16 protein-coding genes are annotated in these 16,489 nt (G+C 75.1%); 6 read left to right on the plus strand and 10 right to left on the minus strand.

Features of this window, described 5'->3' with window-relative positions:
* Positions 1–34: 34 nt before the first annotated feature.
* Positions 35–1,042, minus strand: coding sequence for an ADP-ribosylglycohydrolase family protein (locus tag IF99_RS0103390; RefSeq protein WP_030994793.1), 1,008 nt, complete (start codon positions 1,040–1,042; stop codon positions 35–37).
* Positions 1,039–1,761 (minus strand): GntR family transcriptional regulator, encoded by a 723-nt coding sequence (locus IF99_RS0103395; RefSeq protein ID WP_030994794.1) that lies wholly within the window; start codon positions 1,759–1,761, stop codon positions 1,039–1,041. The genes IF99_RS0103390 and IF99_RS0103395 overlap by 4 nt, the downstream gene beginning before the upstream one ends.
* A gap of 153 nt (positions 1,762–1,914) precedes the next feature.
* Between IF99_RS0103395 and IF99_RS0103400 the strand changes: the two genes are divergently transcribed.
* Both IF99_RS0103400 and IF99_RS0103405 read left to right on the plus strand, forming a co-directional pair.
* On the plus strand, positions 1,915–3,096 hold the full coding sequence (locus IF99_RS0103400) for a lycopene cyclase family protein (protein ID WP_030994795.1): 1,182 nt from the start codon (positions 1,915–1,917) through the stop codon (positions 3,094–3,096).
* A gap of 23 nt (positions 3,097–3,119) precedes the next feature.
* Positions 3,120–4,664 (plus strand): FAD-dependent oxidoreductase, encoded by a 1,545-nt coding sequence (locus IF99_RS0103405; RefSeq protein ID WP_030994796.1) that lies wholly within the window; start codon positions 3,120–3,122, stop codon positions 4,662–4,664.
* Positions 4,665–4,679: 15 nt separating this feature from the next.
* Here IF99_RS0103405 and IF99_RS0103410 read toward each other — a convergent pair whose 3' ends face one another.
* Genes IF99_RS0103410 through IF99_RS0103425 form a run of 4 tightly spaced genes read right to left on the minus strand, consistent with a single transcriptional unit; the run spans position 4,680 to position 9,553 of the window.
* Positions 4,680–5,606 carry a DUF5914 domain-containing protein gene (locus IF99_RS0103410; protein ID WP_234340572.1) on the minus strand — a complete coding sequence of 309 codons (927 nt, stop codon included), beginning with the start codon at positions 5,604–5,606 and terminating at the stop codon, positions 4,680–4,682.
* A gap of 32 nt (positions 5,607–5,638) precedes the next feature.
* Positions 5,639–6,658: a phytoene/squalene synthase family protein gene (locus IF99_RS0103415; RefSeq protein ID WP_030994798.1), complete on the minus strand. Its 1,020-nt coding sequence runs from the start codon at positions 6,656–6,658 to the stop codon at positions 5,639–5,641.
* A 40-nt stretch (positions 6,659–6,698) separates the two neighbouring features.
* On the minus strand, positions 6,699–8,210 hold the full coding sequence (gene crtI / locus IF99_RS0103420; RefSeq protein ID WP_078654972.1) for a phytoene desaturase family protein: 1,512 nt from the start codon (positions 8,208–8,210) through the stop codon (positions 6,699–6,701).
* Positions 8,180–9,553: a polyprenyl synthetase family protein gene (locus IF99_RS0103425; RefSeq protein ID WP_107048924.1), complete on the minus strand. Its 1,374-nt coding sequence runs from the start codon at positions 9,551–9,553 to the stop codon at positions 8,180–8,182. The genes crtI and IF99_RS0103425 overlap by 31 nt, the downstream gene beginning before the upstream one ends.
* Before the next feature lie 305 nt (positions 9,554–9,858).
* On the opposite strand from IF99_RS0103425, the gene IF99_RS34630 reads away from it, so the two are divergent.
* Together IF99_RS34630 and IF99_RS35545 are read left to right on the plus strand one after the other, a co-directional pair.
* Positions 9,859–9,996 carry a hypothetical protein gene (locus IF99_RS34630; protein WP_234340570.1) on the plus strand — a complete coding sequence of 46 codons (138 nt, stop codon included), beginning with the start codon at positions 9,859–9,861 and terminating at the stop codon, positions 9,994–9,996.
* Positions 9,997–10,024: 28 nt separating this feature from the next.
* A complete protein-coding gene (locus tag IF99_RS35545) occupies positions 10,025–10,408 on the plus strand; it encodes an FAD-dependent monooxygenase (RefSeq protein ID WP_107048925.1) in 384 nt (127 codons plus the stop codon).
* 107 nt (positions 10,409–10,515) lie between these two features.
* Here the strand turns inward: IF99_RS35545 and IF99_RS0103435 are convergent, their stop codons facing one another.
* Positions 10,516–11,994, minus strand: a complete 1,479-nt coding sequence (locus tag IF99_RS0103435; protein ID WP_234340571.1) for an MFS transporter — start codon at positions 11,992–11,994, stop codon at positions 10,516–10,518.
* A 14-nt stretch (positions 11,995–12,008) separates the two neighbouring features.
* Positions 12,009–12,854, minus strand: coding sequence for an alpha/beta hydrolase (locus IF99_RS0103440; protein WP_030994802.1), 846 nt, complete (start codon positions 12,852–12,854; stop codon positions 12,009–12,011).
* A 108-nt stretch (positions 12,855–12,962) separates the two neighbouring features.
* Here IF99_RS0103440 and IF99_RS0103445 point away from each other — a divergent pair, with 108 nt between their 5' ends.
* Complete coding sequence (locus IF99_RS0103445) at positions 12,963–13,895, plus strand: LysR family transcriptional regulator (RefSeq protein ID WP_030994803.1); 933 nt, start codon at positions 12,963–12,965, stop codon at positions 13,893–13,895.
* Between the two features lie 179 nt (positions 13,896–14,074).
* On the opposite strand, the gene IF99_RS0103450 is transcribed toward IF99_RS0103445, so the two are convergent.
* A complete protein-coding gene (locus IF99_RS0103450; RefSeq protein ID WP_030994804.1) occupies positions 14,075–14,488 on the minus strand; it encodes a MarR family winged helix-turn-helix transcriptional regulator in 414 nt (137 codons plus the stop codon).
* Between the two features lie 53 nt (positions 14,489–14,541).
* Here IF99_RS0103450 and IF99_RS0103455 point away from each other — a divergent pair, with 53 nt between their 5' ends.
* Entirely contained in the window at positions 14,542–15,318 is a 777-nt protein-coding gene (locus IF99_RS0103455; protein ID WP_030994805.1) for an alpha/beta fold hydrolase, read from the plus strand.
* A gap of 412 nt (positions 15,319–15,730) precedes the next feature.
* On the opposite strand, the gene IF99_RS0103460 is transcribed toward IF99_RS0103455, so the two are convergent.
* A complete protein-coding gene (locus IF99_RS0103460; RefSeq protein WP_030994806.1) occupies positions 15,731–16,378 on the minus strand; it encodes an NAD(P)H-dependent oxidoreductase in 648 nt (215 codons plus the stop codon).
* Positions 16,379–16,489: the final 111 nt, after the last annotated feature.

Below are 16,489 nucleotides of genomic sequence, written 5' to 3' on the forward strand. Positions count from 1 at the left end.
CCCGTCGCCCGCCTCGCGGGCCGCCCGGAGGGCGTCAGCGGAAGCGGAGGAGGCGGGTCGTGAGGGCTTCGAGGTCGAGGGAGTTGACCTCGCGCAGCGTGCGGACCGCTTCGGCCGGGAGGGCCCCGAGGCCGTGCACCGAGCCCGCGATCGCTCCCGCGATGGCGGCGATCGTGTCGCTGTCGCCGCCGAGGTTGGCGGCGGTCAGCGCGGTGCGCCAGGGGTCGCCGCCGGTGAGGGCGAGGACGGCGAAGGCGGCCGGGACGGACTCCTGGCTCGCCACGCTCGTCCCGACCAGGTCGGTGACGCGGTCGAGCGCCGTCGCCTCGTCGAGGTCCCGCGCGAGGTCGTACGCCCAGGTGATCCGGGTGGCGATGTCGGCCCCGGCTATCCAGTGGCCCCGCCGGGCCCCGGCCCGCGCGGCGGTGACGGCGGCCTCGACCGCGTCCTCCAGGGTGCCACCGTCGACGCCCCGGCTGACAGCGGCGGCGACGGCGGCGGCACCCGCGATGCCCACGGTCGTGTCGTGGGTGACCTGGCAGGACTCCACGACGTGGTCGAGGAAGGTGTCGAGCGGCTCGGCGCGGAAGGCGATGCCGACCGGGGTGACGCGCATGGCGGCGCCGTTGGTCGAGCCGTTGCGCCCGGCCTCGGCGGGCGAGACGCCGCGCTGCACGGCCTCCAGGGCGGCCTTGGTGGAGGGGCCGAGGAGGTCGAGCGAGCCCTTGGCCCGCATCCCGTCCTCCCACTCCACGAGTGCGCGCGCGAGCCGGAGCGGGTCGATGTGGCCCTCGCCCTCGTCGATGAGGCGGCCGACGATGACCGCCTGGTCGGTGTCGTCCGTCACCGCCCCGGCGGGCATCCCGGCGCTCACCGGGTTGTCCGGGCGGGCGGGCTCGAAGCCGGTGACGCGCCCGTAGACGCGGGCGACGTCGGCGCGGGACATGACCTGCGTCGGCATCCCGAGGGCGTCTCCGAGCGCGAGCCCGTAGTAGGCGCCGAGCGCGCGGTCGAGGACGGGGGTGGTGGGGGGCGGGGTCACGGGGTGCCTCCGGAGGTGGAGCGGACGTGCAGTTCGAAGTGGGCCGGGTCGAGGAGGCTCTCGACACGCTCGACGAGCGAGCCGTCGGCGGCCCGGTAGACCTGGGACAGGTGGAGGAAGGGCTCGCCGGGGGTGCGCCCGAGGAGCGTGGCGTCCTCGGCGACGAGGCCGCGCACCGAGACCGTGCCCTCGCTGGAGTGCGGGACGCGGCCGAGGGCGATCAGCGTGCGGTTGAGCGAGTTCTCGCGCAGCCCCGTGCGGGGGATGTCCGCGACGGCGCCGACGGCCGGGACCCGGCTGCGTTCGAGGGAGACGGCGGTGCCGTCCTCGGCGAAGCGCCGTACGCGGTCCAGGGCGAGGAAACGGTCCGTGGCGCAGGCCAGCGCGGCGGCCAGCGACGGCTCGCTCGCCGTCTCCAGGCGCAGCACCTCGGTGCGCAGGGCGCGGGCCTGCCCGGCGAGGGCGTGCGCCCAGCCGAGCCGGTGGTCGAGCGGAGTACCGTCGAAGGTGACGATCGAGCCGATGCCCGCGTGGGTCTCGATGAGTCCCTCCTCGCCGAGCGTGCGCAGCGCCTGCCGCAGCGTGGTCCGGCTGACGCCGAAGCGCTTGGTGAGCGCGTGCTCCCCCGGCAGGCGGCTGCCCCGGTCGTGCACCCCGGAACGGATCTCGGCGGCGAGCACCTCGGCGATGCGGTGATGTTTCTGAACTTGTCCAGGCATGTCTAGAAGGTAGTGCCGGGGAGGCCGGGAAGTCCATGGGGTACGCAGAGTGGCGTCGGTCACGGAGGCAGGAGCCCCAGGCCCCGGCGAGCCCTGCCCCCGTCCGGGCACCCGTGCGTGATGCTGGGCGCACGGTGTCGGGTCGGAGGTGCGATGGAGCGGGCCGAGGTGGTGATCGTCGGCGCGGGAGCCTCGGGTCTCAGTCTCGCCCTCGCCCTGGCGCAGGACGCCCCCGGTGCCGCTCCGGTGGTGGTGCTCGACGCGGCCGAGCCGCGGCTGCGCCCCGTCACGCGGACGTGGTGCTGGTGGGAGGCGGCGCACGGCCCCTACGACGACATGCTCACCGCCTCCTGGGACCGGCTGCGGATCGTGGGGCCGGGCGGCGAGACCGTCCCGCGCCGGCTCCCGGGGACGCGGTACAAGATGCTGCGCTCGCCGGTGTTCGAGGCGGGCGTACGGGAGCGGCTGGCCGGTACGGAGGGCACGCGTTTCGTCCGGGGCACCGTCCTCGGCATCACGCCGCGGGCGGGTGGCTCGCTCGTCCGGGCGCGGGACGCGCGGGGCCGTGAGTTCACCGTCGGCGCGCGGTGGGTCTTCGACTCGCGCCCCGTCTCGCCCCTGCCCGCCGCGCGCACGCTGCTGTGGCAGCACTTCCGGGGGTGGTTCCTGTGCACCGCCACGCCGGTCTTCACCCCGGGCGTGGTCGATCTGATGGACTTCCGCACCCCGCAGCCCGCCCAGGGGCTCTCCTTCTGCTACGTGCTGCCGCTCGGGCCCCGCGAGGCGCTCGTCGAGTACACCGAGTTCTCGCGGCGGCGGCTCACGCGCGCCGCCTACGAGCGGGAGCTGCGGCGGTACGTGCGCGCGGTGCTCGGCGTGGACGCGTACGAGGTGACGGGAAGTGAGCAGGGCGCGATCCCCATGACGGACGCGCTGTTCGGGCGGCGGGCGGGTCCCGGGGTGTTCCGGATCGGGACGGCGGGCGGGGCGACGCGCCCCGCGACCGGGTACACCTTCGCGGCCGTGCAGCGGCAGGCGCGGGCGGTGGCGGGACGGCTGGCGGACGGGCGCGAGCCGGTGCCGCCGGCGCCGTACGGGCGTCGGGCGCGGACGATGGACGCGGTGCTGCTGCGGGCGCTGGACCGGGGGCGGGTGCGGGGGCCGGAGTTCTTCATGGGGCTGTTCGGCGGGGTTCCGGTGGAACGGGTGCTGCGCTTCCTCGACGGGCGCACGACATGGGCGGAGGATCTGGGGATCGGGCTGCGGGTGCCGGTCGGCGCGATGACGGCGACGGCGCTGGAGCTGCCGTTCGTGCGGCGGCGCTGCGCCGGGTGACGAGTACGGACAGGAGCGCGGGCATGACGGTTTCAGGGGTGCGACGCGGACGCGACCGGCGGGCCGTGGTGCTGCCGGGACCGCAGGGGCGGGCGCGGGCGGGCGCGCGGCAGCCCTCGGTGGTCGTGGTGGGCGGGGGGATCGCGGGGCTCGCGGCGGCGACGGGGCTCGCGGAGCGCGGCGTACGCGTGACGGTCCTGGAGCGGGAGCCGGTGCTCGGCGGGCGGCTCGCCGGGTGGCCGACGCGGCTCGCGGACGGCTCGGAGGCGACGATGAGCCGTGGGTTCCACGCGTTCTTCCGGCAGTACTACAACCTGCGGGGCCTGCTGCGGCGGACCGATCCCGGGCTGCGGGGCCTTCGGGGGCTGCCGGACTATCCGCTCCTGCACGCGCGGGGGCTGACGGACGGTTTCCGCCGGGTCCCGCGCACGCCGCCGTGGAGCGCGCTGGGTTTCGTGGCGCTGAGCCCGTCGTTCGGTGCGCGCGACCTGTTCGGGATGGCACCGCGCGAGGCCCTGCCGCTGCTGGACGTGCGGGTGCCGGAGGTCTACGCGCGGCTGGACGGGGTCAGCGCGGCGGACTTCCTCGCCCGGGTGCGTTTCCCCGAGGACGCCCGGCACCTGGCGTTCGAGGTGTTCTCACGGAGCTTCTTCGCCGATCCGGCGGAGCTGTCGGCGGCCGAGCTGGTGCTGATGTTCCACATCTACTTCCTCGGCTCCTCGGAGGGGCTGCTCTTCGACGTGCCCACCGAGCCGTATCCGCGAGCGCTGTGGGAACCGCTCGCCGGCTACCTGGAGAAGCTGGGCGCGCTGGTGCGTACGGGGACGGGCGCCGAGGCGGTGGAGCCGGCGCCCGAGGGGCGCAAGCGGGTGGTGACCGGTGACGGCGCGATCGAGGCGGACGCCGTGGTCCTGGCGCTGGACACGGGCGGGCTGCGGCGGCTCGTGGCGGCGTCGCCCGGTCTCGGGGACGCGCGGTGGCGGGCCGGGATCGGCCGCCTGCGGACGGCGCCGCCGTTCCTCGTGAGCAGGCTGTGGCTGCGGGAGCCGGTCGCGGCGGAGCGGCCCGGGTTCCTCGGCACGAGCGGCTTCGGCGGGCTGGACAACGTGAGCGTCCTGGAGCGGTGGGAGGGGGAGGCGGCGCGGTGGGCGGCGCGCACCGGCGGTTCGGTGGTCGAACTGCACGCGTACGCGGTGGACCCGGCCGCCGACCGGAGCGCCGTCGCGGCCCGGCTGCGGGAGCAGCTCGCGCGGGTGTACCCGGAGACGGCGGGCGTGGCGAGCGTGGACGAGCGGCACGAATGGCGCGCGGACTGCCCGCACTTCCCGGTCGGCTCGTACGTGGACCGGCCGGCGGTACGCACCCCGGACCCGGCCGTGGTCGTCGCGGGGGACCTGGTGCGCACGGGGCTGCCGGTGGCGCTCATGGAGCGGGCGGCGACCTCGGGCTTCCTCGCCTCCAACGCCCTGCTCTCCGGGTGGGGGCTGCGGGGGCAGACGCTGTGGACGGTGCCGACGCGGGGGCGCTCGGCGGTGCTGCGGGGGCTGGTGCGGGCGGCGGGGCGCTGAGCGGGCGGCTGCCGGTCAGCCGGGGAAGCGGCCGGTGGACCGCAGCAGCCAGCGGCGCTCGGCGTAGGCGAGGTCGTCGCGCCACAGGCGGGCGGCGGCGGCGCGCACGAGGGGGCGCAGCGCGGGGGCGGAGCGGCGGGCGAGGGCGAAGCCGGGGCGGGGCGAGGTGGCGATGACGGCTTCGGTGACGGCGGTGCGGGGCCGCCCCCCGGGGTCGGGGGCGAGCGGGGTGGCATGGGTCTCGACGACGGAACCGGTGCCTTCGCCCTCGGTGATGTGCATGACGACGGTACGGGGTTCGGGCGCGGTGAAGACGGCGGTGACGGGGATGACGGCCCGCCCGGCGAGCTTGAAGGAGACGCTCACGGTGAGGACGTCGTCGTCGGTGCCGGTGACGCGGAGGTCCACGAAGGAGTAGGGGTGGAACCAGGCCCCGTGCCAGGGGTCGAGGCGGTTGGCGACGACGTCCTCGGGCTCGCAGGTGCCTTCGGTGCGGTAGACGGCGGCGAGGGCTCCGGCGGGCTCGGGGCGTACGGGCAGGACGGGGGCGGGCAGGGGTTCCTCGCCGCCGACGGCGTCGAGGCGTACCCAGGTGAGGACGCCGTCGTCATGGACGGGGTAGGGCTGCCAGCCGGCGGTGGGGGTGCCGTCGAGGGCGAGGCCGTGCCAGCGGCAGACGAGCGTGCCGGCGCGCAGGGGGCTCTCGCACAGCGGGGCGCCGAGGTGGGGGCAGCTCCCGGAGCCCGCCGCGAGCTCTCCCCCCGAGGTGCGCCAGGCGACGACCTCGGTGCCGGCGACGGTGGCGGCGAGGGGGCGGGACGCGCCGGGGCGCACGGCGGTGGAGGGGCCGAGGACGTACCAGTTGCCGGAGGGCCGCCGCTGGGCGCGGGCGAGGGCCTCGCGGATGAGGGCGGGTCTGGCGTCGCGCCACGTGGGGCGCATGCGGTCCCAGGGGACGGGGTGCTTGCGCAGCCTCAGCGGGACGCGGCGGTCTGTTCCCGGCACGGGGCGGTCCTCTCGGTGCGGGCGGCCGGGCCGGGGGCGGCGCGCCGGGGCGTGGCGCGGGCGCGGCGGCGGGCGGCGGCGAGGCGGGCGAGGCCGTCGGCGGCGACGACGGCGCGGCGGAGCGGGGGGACGGCGGCACGGCGGTGGACGGCCGCGTAGCCGTCCGCCGCGACGGCGTCGAGGATGCCGCCGTAGAGGACGAAGGCGGTGCGGATGCAGGGGCGGGCGACGGGGTCGAGCATCGCGAGGCCGGGAGCGGCCTCGCGGTAGACGCCACGGGTCAGCGCGGCGGCGGCGCGCAGGGCGGCGGTGATGCGGGCGTCGCGGATGCCGCTCGCACGGCTCCATTCGAGGAGCGGGCGGTCCACGCCGTGGGCGGCGAGGAGGTCGGCGGGCAGGTAGACGCGGCCCCGGTCGAGGTCCTCGCCGACGTCGCGCAGGAAGTTGGTGAGCTGGAAGGCGCGGCCGAGGGCGGCGGCGTGGGGGGCCGCCTCGGCGCGGGGGACGACGGTGCCGAGGACGGGGAGCATCTGGAGGCCGATGACGGCGGCGGAGCCGTGCATGTAGCCGCACAGGTCCTCGTAGGTGGCGTAGTCGGTGACGGCGAGGTCGGCGCGCATCGCGGTCATGAAGTCGGCGAAGTGCTGGTGGTCGATGGCGTAGCGCTCGGCGGTGTCGGCGAGGGCGCGGACGACGGGTTCGGTCGCGGTGCGGTCGCGGAGTCCGGCGAGGAGCTGGGCGCGCCAGCGGTCGAGGGCCGCGGCGCGGGCGGCGGGCGGCGCGTCGTCGCCGAGGTCGTCGACGATGTCGTCGGCCCAGCGGGCGAAGCCGTAGAGGGCGTGCACGGCGGGACGGCGGTCGGGGGGCAGGAGGCGGGTGGCGAGGAAGTAGGTGCGGCCGTGCGTCGCGTTGAGGGTGCGGCAGATGGTGTAGGCGGCGCGGAGGGCGGGGTCGGTGATCCGGGCGGCGTCGAGTTCGCGGGCGGTCATCGCTTGCCTCCGGCGGCCCGCGAGGCGGGTGCGTGGGGGGTCAACGGGGGCCTCCGGTGATGCGGGCGGCGGCGAGTTTGCCGGAGAGCAGGACGGTGGGGACACCGACGCCGGGGGTGGTGCCGCACCCGGCGAGGACGGCGTTGGTGGTGCCGCGGACGAGGTTGCGGGGGCGGAAGGGGCCGGTCTGGGCGAAGGTGTGCGCGGCGGAGAAGGGGGTGCCCGCGGCGTGGCCCCGGTCGTGCCAGGTGGCGGGGGTGACGAGGGTCTCGTGCTCGATGGAGTCCGCGATGCCGGTCATACCGCGCTGTTCCAGGACGGTGAGGAGGCTGTCGCGGTAGCGGGGTGCGAGGTCGTGCCACGCGGCGGGGCCGGGGCCGAGGGCGGTGTTGGGGCAGGGCGCGAGGATGTAGTGGAGGTGCTTGCCCGGGGGCGCGAGGGCGGGATCAGTGGCGGTGGGCCGGGTGATGAGCAGGGAGGGGTCGCTCATCACACGCCCGTGGCGCGTGAGTTCCTCGAAGGTGGTGGCCCAGGAGTGCCCGAAGTCGAGGGTGTGGTGTCCGAGGTGGTCCCAGGTGCGGTCGGTCCCGGCGTGCAGGACGACGGCGGAGGGCGCGAAGCGCAGCGGGACCGCCCGGCGGGGGCGCGCGCCGAGCAGCTCGTAGGTGACCGGCAGGTCGGGGGTGAGGACGACGGCGTCGCAGGCGATCCGTTCCTCGGGGACGTGGACGGCGGTGACGCGGCCCGCGCCGCGCTCCAGGCTCAGCACGGGTGTGGAGAAGCGCAGTTCGGCTCCGGCGGCGGCGGCCGCGGCCGCCATCGCCCGGGGCACGGCGTGCATGCCTCCGCGCGGGAACCACACCCCGGCGACGGTGTCCATGTAGGCGATCACGGCGTAGGCGGCGAGGGCGCGGGCGGGCGCGACCCCCGCGTAGAGGGACTGGAAGGTGAAGACGCGGCGCAGGCGCTCGTCGCGCAGGAAGTGGCCGATCCTGGTGTCGAGGCGCCCGAAGCCGCCGAGGGCGGCGAGCCGGGCGAGGTCGGGGGTGAGCAGCCCGAGCGGCGAGTCGAAGTTGCTGTCGATGAAGCGGCGCATCTGGGCGCGGTACAGGTGGCTGAGCCAGGTGCGCAGGCGACGGTAGCCGAGCGCTTCGGCGGGGCCCGCGAAGTCGCGGACCGCTTCCTCCATCGTCGCGGCGTCGGTGTGCACCGGCAGGGTGCTGCCGTCGGCGAACCGGGCCTGGTAGGCGGGGTGCAGGGGAACCAGGTCGAGGTGGTCGGACAGCCGCTCGCCCACCGCCGCGAAGCCCTCTTCCAGCAGCTCGGGCATGGTGAGCACGGTGGGCCCGGTGTCGTGGTGGTAGTCCCCGTGGCGGAGCAGGCCCGCGCGTCCACCGGGCAGCGGGTCGCGTTCGAGCACGGTGACGCGGCGGCCGGAGCCGAGCAGGTGGAGGGCGGCGGAGAGCCCGGCGAGTCCCGCGCCGACGACGACGACGTGGGAGGTGGGGCCGGCGACGGTCTTCAGGAGGGCTCCTCGGCTGGGAAGGGACACGGAGGCGTGCCCGGGCGCGGAGAGGCGGCGGGCCCCGGCGGGTGGTGCCCGTGCGGAGCCGGGTGGGCAGGGGTGACCGGCCGGGCGTGCGGGGTCCGGTCGTCGGTGGCGGGGCACGGGGGGCCCGCCGGGCGGACGGGAGCCGGGGACGGCGGGTGTTGCGCACGGCCGGGACCGCTCTCGCCCCGGACGGGTGGCGGGTGGGCCGGGGAGGGCGGGCAACCGGCCGGGTCGGCGGTTCCCGCGGCGAGCCGGACGAGGGCGAGCAGCCGGGCCCGCGCCTCGGGTGCCCCGGGCAGCGCCGCCACGCGCGCGCTCGCCCGCCGCACCAGCCGGGCGATGTACGCCTCGACATCGCGGCGTGCGCCGGTCTCCTCCAGGACTTCGCGGACGGCGGCGAGTTCGGCAGGACCGGCCGCCGGGTTGCCGTAGCCGCGCCGCAGGACGGCGAGGGCGGCTCCCCGAGGGCGTGCGGCGGCGCGCGAGAAGCCGAGCGCGGCGAGGAGGGTGGGCTTGCCCTCCCGGATGTCCTCGCCGGTGGGCTTACCGGTGCGGGCGGCGTCGCCCCACACGGCGAGGAGGTCGTCGCGGAGCTGGAAGGCGAGCCCGGCCGCGGCGCCGGCGGCGCGCAGCCCGCGGCACACCTCGGGCGGGGCGGCGGCGAGGACGGCGCCCAGTTCCAGGGGGCGCGCGACCGAGTAGCGCCCGCTCTTGAGCACGGCGGTGCGCAGGGCGTGCGTGGCGGAGTGGGAGGCATCCGCCTGGCCCGCCAGATCGAGGTACTGACCGGCGATCATCTCGGCCCGCAGCACGCTCCACAGGCGGCGCGCCGACGCGGCGACCTCGGGTGGCGGGTGGGCCGTGGCGAACACGTCCTCGGCCCAGACCAGGGCGAGGTCGCCCGCGAGGACGGCCGCCGACCGGCCGAAGCCGAGCCCTCCCGGCGCGGTCTCGGCCGGGCGCGCCGAGTCGAGGAGGACGTGCAGCGCGGGCTGCCCGCGCCGGACGGGCGAGTTGTCCATGACGTCGTCCTGCACGAGCGCGCAGGACTGGAGGAGTTCGACGGCGGCGCCCGCGATGAGCGCGACGGCGACGGTCTCGGGTGCCGGTGCGGGGCAGGACACGCGCAGGCCCCACCACACGAACGCCGAGCGCAGCCGCCGTCCGCCGCCGCGCGTGGTCGTCGCGAGCCATCGCGCGATCTGGCTGCCGAAGGAGGCGTCGAGGCGGGCGGCCTCCGCCACGCGGGGGGCCAGCACCCTCTCCAGGACCTCGGCGACGGCGGCGGACGGCTCGGCGTCCACGGCCCGCCAGTCCGGCGGTCTCACCTCTGCTCGCACCACCTGCCCGCTCCTCCGTTCCCTGCGTCGCCGAGCCACCCCCAGGCGGAGCGGCGGCGAGCCGCAGGCCCTGCTCCCAGCTCTTCCCGTCCCGCCTCTCCTCTCCCCGGCCGCCACCCGGATGGCCGCGGGCGGATGGGTGCACGACCACCTCGGCTTCCAGCGGTACGCGGCCCACGGCGGAGATCTCGGCGCCGGCGTCACCTCCCGGCTCGCCGAGGCCCATCCCGGCTCCGTCCTCGGCATCCACCTGCTCGCCCCCGCGCAGCTGGGCCGAACGCACCTACCACCTCACCCGCTACACGCACATGCCGCGCGGCGGGCACTTCGCCGCCCACGAAGAGCCCACCCTGCTCGCGGAGGACATCACCACGTTCTTCCGCGACCTCCGCTCCGCCCACCCGACGGGCAGCGAGAGCGCCACCTCCCCGCATGACCGCGGGTAGGGGCAGGGCCGTCCGCTGAGGAGGGGGCCTGAACCACGCCGCGCCCGAGGGACCCCTCGCCGGCAAGACGCCGGTGCCGGTGCGCGGCGTGGTCCACGACCCGGTGAGCGACGGCCGCCGGTACCTGCTCGGCGACGCCGCGCACCTCGTGCCGCCCCCGAGCGCCAGGGGCGTGAACCTGGCGGCGTCCCCTGCCTCGCAGGGCCCGAGCGGAAGAGCGGTACGTGTGCGCGTTCCAACCGGTATCCGGCCCCCGCGCACACGTGTGCTCATCCACCGGTGCACGGGCCCTGGCCGCCAGGAGAGCCAGAACCGGTGTCCGGACACGCGTGACGCGGGTTCTGCTCCACGGCCGTCTTCGGGCGGGCCGGGGTCTCGCCGTCCGCCACCACCGGCCGCCTCGTTCAACTGATCCTCTCAGCATGGGACGCGCGGACGGCGGAGGCGGAGGAGGCCGCGGACCGGCTCGGCGTCGGGGCTCACGAACCCGCCGCCTCGTATCCGGGCGCTTCGCCGGGCTCACGATCTCGGTGATCCGGAAGTCCCCGCACCACGCGTCGCGTCTCCCCCGCCCGCGGCACGTGCCGCATCTGCCCGTGGCGCGGCTGACCCGTTGCGCTCGCGCATCCGGAGGCTGATCAGCGCGGTGACGGCGAAGACGGCGGCCTCGTAGAGCATGGCGTGCCGGAATGCGGCGCCCGGCCCGGAGGCGGGTGCGAAGTAGACGAGCCCCGCCGCGGCCACGCCGATCGACCCGCCAAGTTGCTGGGCCGTGGGCAGCAGCCCGGACACGGAACCGGCCGCGGAACCCTCCACCCCCGCCAGCACCAGAGCGAACACCGAGGCGGTGAACGAGCCGAACGCGGCGCCGCCGAGAGCCAGGACGGGCAACGCCGCCCAGCGTCCGGCCGCCGTGCCGATGAGCGGCGCGAGAGCCAGGGCCGTCCCCGCCAGTACCAGCGCCGAGACCGTGAGCACGGCCGACCCGTGCCGGCGGGCCAGCGCGGGTGCGCCACGGCTGCCCAGCACGGCCGCGGCCGCGAAGGGAGCGGACGTCAGCGCGGCCGCGAGGGCGGGATACCCGAGGGCCGACTGGAGATGCAGGAACAGCAGGTAGGTGAAGGACGGCACCCCGGAGTTGAACACGAACACCAGCAGGACCCCCGCACGCGCCCTCCGCTCGCGGAACAGCGACGGATGCACCAGAGGATCCGGGCGGTGCGGGAGAGTCAGGGCGAAGCAGCCGAGAAGGGCCACGGACGCGGCCAGGCCGGCCCAGGTCCACCAGGGCCAGCCGGCCTCCCCTCCCAGCGCGAGCGGCAGCACCAGCGCGCCGAAGCCCACGGTGGTCAGCACCACCCCCACCCCGTCCACGCGCTGTCCGGCCGCGCCTCGTGCACGAGGCAGTACGGTGGCGCCCGCGAGCGAGACGAGTGCCACCGGCACCGTGACCAGGAACACCGAGCGCCAGCCGAGACCGAAGGCGTCGGCGCCGACGAGAAGTCCGCCGATCAGTGGCCCGGCCAGCGACGCCGCTCCCATCGTGGCACCGAACAGGCCGAGAGCCCGGGGGCGCCGGGCGGCGGGGACGGCGACCTGGATGATCGACAGGACCTGCGGGGCGACCAGGCCGCTGCCCGCGCCTTGTACCAGCCGGGCCGTGATGAGGAATGTGGCATCCGGGGCACACGCGGCCGCTACTGAACCGGCCACGAAGACGACGGTGCCCAGCACGAACAGCCGGTGGTAGCCGTACCGGTCGCCGAGGCGCGCGGCCGTGATGAGCAAGCAGGCGTAGGTCAGGGTGTACCCGGCCAGGATCAGTTGCAGGGCACCGGAGCCGGCACCCAGGTCGGCCCGGATCGCCGGGGCGGCGATCTGCGCGACGGTGACGTTGAGCAACTGCACGAAGGTCGCGCTCAGTACGACCGGCAGTACGAGCCGCCCGCCACCACCGCCCGCGACCCGTCCCGTGCCCGGGCACGGGGCATCCCCCACGGGCCGGCGCCGGCTCACGCGGCGAGGACCGCGGCGAGCTGGCCCGGCCGGGCCGCGAACGGGCTGTGGCTGCCGGGCAGGGTGTGCACAGTGAACGGGTTACCGGGGAAGGCCCGGTCGGCTTCCGCGATCATCAGGTCCTGCGCGGCCGGTGCCAGCGCCCGGTCCTCGGCGCAGCGCAGGAAAGTCCGTGGAATCCGTCCCCACCGTGCCGCGCTCAGCGTGACCGGAGTCGTCGGGATCGCCAGGGGCAGATCGGGGCTCAGCGCGGTCCGCCACCGGTCGAAGCGGTCCAGGGGGGTGTCGTGGTAGTGGGTTTCCCGCAGTTCGTCGAGGTAGGCGGGGTCGGGTGAGAGCGGGTTGATCCGTACGGCGCCCAGGGACTCGGGGTCGCCGAGGTTCAAGTTCCGGCCGAGCGCGGTGGCGTTCTCGGGTGAGCCCAGATAGTCGGAGAACCGCGGCCGCCCGCCCGGGACGAACGCGGACAGGTAGACGATCCGGTCCACCAGCTCGGGCGCGCGCTCGGCGGCCAGAGACGCCGGGCCGCCGCCCGCGCTGTGCGCGACGAGCACGACAGTGCGGTGGCGACGCACCTGGCGCAGGACGCTCAGCACCGCGTCGGCGCAGTCGTCCATCGTCAGGAGGGCGAGCCGTGACTTCTCGGTCCGCAGGCCCGGCTGGCCGGGCAGCAGGTATCCGGTGGGCAGGGGCGCGTCGAAGCCGTGGCCCGGCATGTCGACGGCCACGCTCGCCGCGCCCAGTCCGGCCAGCGCGCGCTGCGTCGCCGCCCACTGCCCGGAGCCGTGCCAGGCGCCGTGCACGAAAACGAAGACGGTGTCGGTCAGGAATACGTTCCTCATGGCTCCATTGCAGACAGGAACCCCAGCGCCATCCATGAATAGATCTGGTAAGCGGCATGGCGATATCTTTGAGGTATTGCCACCAGCCGAGGTGAGGCGGAGCGAGTCATGGAAGCGCGACACCTGCGGTATGCGGTCGCTCTCGCCGAGCACGGGCACTTCGGCCGCGCCGCCGGTGAACTGGGCATCGCGCAGCCGCCGTTGTCCAAACAGATCGCCGACCTGGAGCGCGAGGTCGGGGCCCGGCTGTTCGACCGCACACGTCAGGGGGTCTTCCCGACCGCCGCCGGCGAGGCGTTCCTCGCGCGGGCGCGCCGGGCGCTCGACGAGATCGCGGCGGCCGCGGTGGACGCGGGCCGGGCCGCGCGCGGCGAGACGGGACGGCTGCGTCTCGGCTTCATCGCCTCGGCACTGCTCGACCCGCTGCCGGGCGTCCTGAGCCGGTTCGGCCGGGAACGGCCCGACGTGAGACTGGAACTGCACGAGATGGCGACCAGCCGCAGCGGCCCGGCTCTCGTCGCCGGGGAGCTGGACGTGGCCGTCACCCTCGGCCCGCCCCGGGGTGCCGGAGCCGAGCATCTCGTGTCCGTCCCGATCGGACGCGACCACGTGATCGCTGTGGTGAGCACGGCGCACCCGTACGCGGGTCAGTTCTCCGTGAGCGTCGAGCAGTTGCGGCGACAGCCGCTGATCGTGTCGGCCGGCGAGGACGAGCCCGCTGTAGTCGCCGGACTGCGCACCCTGCTGGGCACGGACTCCTCGGCACTCGGCGGCGCGACCGTCGCGAGGGACGTGCACACGATCATCGGCCTCGCCGCCTCCGGCGTGGGCGTCGGCCTGGGGCCGTCGCGCATGAGGGCGGTTCCGCGTCCCGGCGTGCGGTTCTGCGAAGTGACCCCGAGCACTCCCCTGCCCGATCTCGTCCTGTCCTTCGCGGCCCGCGATCACTCCCCGGTGCTGCGCGCCTTCCTCGACACCATCCGCAGGACCTGCCCCGAAGTCGGCGCTGCCCTCAACGACCGGCTACGACCCGCCACTTGATGCGGCCCGGTCACGCCTTCACAGGTACGTGCCCGGCTTTCCGGCACGGGTCGGCCTCGACGTATTCGAGTGCGTCGCTCGCCGGCCCGCGGTCCGGTTCGGGGTGCCCCCAGGCTGATGGCGGCGCTCCCACACGACCCGGAAGGCAGTGAGCGGCTTTCAGGCGGCGTGATGCCTGCTCACATGCCCTCGGTGAGTTTCCGCAGCGATCGGAGCAATTCGGTGCGTTGCCCGTCATCGAGGGGTGCGAAGAGGTCCCGCAGTACACCGATCGCCAATTGCCGCCCTTCGACGAGTGCGGTGCGCCCCGCCTCGGTGAGAGTGTGCGCGACGCGTCGCCCGTGGCCCGCGGAGCGCACGATCAATCCTCGGTCCACCAGTCGGCTCGCCAGGGTGCCGAAGGCCTGATCGCTCTGGAACGTCGCGACGGCGAGTTCATGCCCGGAGGCCCCTGGCATCCGCTCGATGGCGCGCAGGGCATCCCACTGGACGAGGCTCACCCCGATCTCGCGCAGCGCGGCATCCATCGTGCGGTGGTTGCGGTGCTGCGCCCGCTTGATCGCCAATCCGAGGGCTTCCAGGTCGGTCGTCATGCTGCTACTTTATCAACAGCCTTATATCAACATGCTTACTCACAGGGAGCATCATGCGCATCGCCCTGTCCGAAGACCTTCCCGTCCTCCAGGCCGGCCCGCCCGGCGCACGCACCGCGCTCGTGCTGCACGGCGGTGGCGGGCCCAGGACCGTCGCGCCCGTCGTGGGGCATCTCGCCGCCACCTTGCACGCCTTCGCGCCGACACATCCCGGCTGGGAGGGCACCACGCGTCCCGGCTCCCTCACCTCGCTCGCCCAACTCGCGACCGCCTACCTCACGCGCCTGCTGGAGCACGAAGAGCGGGACGTCGTCCTGATCGGGTCCTCGATCGGCGGGTGGATCGCGCTCGAAATGGCGGCGCAGGCCGCCCACGACGAGCGCTGCACGGGAGTGATCGGGGCCGTGGTCGACATCGACGGCGTCGGAGCGGAAGTGGAGGGCGAGCCCGTCGCGGACTTCTTCGCCCTCGACGCCCGCGGGCTCGCCGAGGCCGCCTGGCACGACCCGGAGCGCGGATACGTCGACCCGGCCGGCCTCACCGATGAGCAGCGCGCGATCCAGCAGGCCAACGGACGCACGATGGCCGCCATCGCCGGTCCGGGCATGAGCGACCCGACGCTGCTCGGTCGGCTCGGTACGGTGAACGTCCCCACGCTGGTGCTGTGGGGCGAGAGCGACCGGATCGTCACACCGGCATACGGGCGGGCCGTCGCGCACGCGGTGCCCGGCGCGCGGTTCGTCGAAATCCCGGAAGCCGGGCACCTCCCCCACCTTGAGGCCCCGAACGCGACCTGGGCGGCCATCGACGCTTTCCTGGCGCAGCCCTGACAGGACTCCGCCAGGGGACTGCCGGACATTCGTCTTTCGCCGGGCACGAGCCCTCCGGGTCCGAGGCTTCCGCCGTTGTCGGTCACCGATGCCCGGCGGGCGGTGCTGGGGGCTGGTCACCTCGCCGGACGACGGCCCAGGTCCCGCCCCAGAGATCGCGGATCGTGCCGAAGCGCGCCGAAGGCCGCCCGCTCATGGAGGTATCCCGCCGGTCGCGCGGATCGCTCCGGACACGATCCGCGCCTGGCGGCACCGGTGCGTCGAACGCGGCCCATAGAACGTGGCGGCCCGTAGAACTTGGCGGCCCACAGGACTTGTACGGCGAGCCGCGCCCGGTGTCCCACGGAAGAACATCGCCCGCGACGACGTGCTCGACGAAGTCACCACCTCCTGCCCACGGGCCTGCCGCGGGTCACTGGCTTCCCACTGGCGGCAAGCCGGCCGAAGCGGGGCCGGCGGTTCCCGCTGTGGGGCGGGCATGGATGGCTTCGGTGATGATCCGCACCGCGCGGTCGACTTCTCGCACCGTGGTCTCGGGGGTGAGTTGTTCGGACTCGTAGAGGAACGCTGTGGAGCCGCGTCGGCTGCCGCAGTAGTCGATGATGCCGTGCTCGATCTGCGTGCGCAGCGCGTTCTCGTATCCGTGGCGTTCGCACGCACGGGCGTCGACGCCTGCGATGGGGAGGAGGTGGATGGTGAGGGCCTGCAGTTTCGGTTGCCAACCTGAAGCCGGGGAGTCCGTGAAGGCCCAGCCGTTGGCGAAGACACGGTCGATCCACCCCTTCAGGAGGGCGGGCATCGACCACCAGTACACGGGGAAGACCAGCACGAGATCGGTGGCGCGCTCGAGACGGCGGTGCTCAGCCGCCACGTCAGCCGGGTAGTTGCCGCCGTCGTGGTACGCCCGACGATCGGCCGGGGTGAACCGGGGGTCGAACCCCTCCGCGGCCAAGTCGGCGATCTCGACAGAACCGGGTGGGAGCGCTGCCTCAAGTCTTCCCAGCACGTAGTGCGTCAGGGACCGGGGTTCGGGGTTGGCGGCGACGAGCAGGGTGTGCATCGATGGCTCCAGTCATGTGAGGGATGGACGTCAACAGGTGGTGGGGGTCTGCGGGGCGGCGTGCGGTGCTCGGTCTCCGGGGCCCGGCACGCCACCCCGGTCCACACGGGC

Origin of the sequence: Streptomyces sp. NRRL F-5630 (assembly GCF_000719475.1) — a bacterium.
Taxonomy (GTDB): Bacteria; Actinomycetota; Actinomycetes; order Streptomycetales; family Streptomycetaceae; genus Streptomyces.

Coding starts and splice junctions, on each gene's coding strand:
- IF99_RS0103395 (WP_030994794.1), bottom strand. CDS start 1,761: ATGCCTGGACAAGTTCAGAAACATCACCGCATCGCCGAGGTGCTCGCC.
- IF99_RS0103400 (WP_030994795.1), top strand. CDS start 1,915: ATGGAGCGGGCCGAGGTGGTGATCGTCGGCGCGGGAGCCTCGGGTCTC.
- IF99_RS0103405 (WP_030994796.1), top strand. CDS start 3,120: ATGACGGTTTCAGGGGTGCGACGCGGACGCGACCGGCGGGCCGTGGTG.
- IF99_RS0103410 (WP_234340572.1), bottom strand. CDS start 5,606: ATGCGCCCCACGTGGCGCGACGCCAGACCCGCCCTCATCCGCGAGGCC.
- IF99_RS0103415 (WP_030994798.1), bottom strand. CDS start 6,658: ATGACCGCCCGCGAACTCGACGCCGCCCGGATCACCGACCCCGCCCTC.
- IF99_RS34630 (WP_234340570.1), top strand. CDS start 9,859: ATGCCGCGCGGCGGGCACTTCGCCGCCCACGAAGAGCCCACCCTGCTC.
- IF99_RS0103440 (WP_030994802.1), bottom strand. CDS start 12,854: ATGAGGAACGTATTCCTGACCGACACCGTCTTCGTTTTCGTGCACGGC.
- IF99_RS0103445 (WP_030994803.1), top strand. CDS start 12,963: ATGGAAGCGCGACACCTGCGGTATGCGGTCGCTCTCGCCGAGCACGGG.
- IF99_RS0103450 (WP_030994804.1), bottom strand. CDS start 14,488: ATGACGACCGACCTGGAAGCCCTCGGATTGGCGATCAAGCGGGCGCAG.
- IF99_RS0103455 (WP_030994805.1), top strand. CDS start 14,542: ATGCGCATCGCCCTGTCCGAAGACCTTCCCGTCCTCCAGGCCGGCCCG.
- IF99_RS0103460 (WP_030994806.1), bottom strand. CDS start 16,378: ATGCACACCCTGCTCGTCGCCGCCAACCCCGAACCCCGGTCCCTGACG.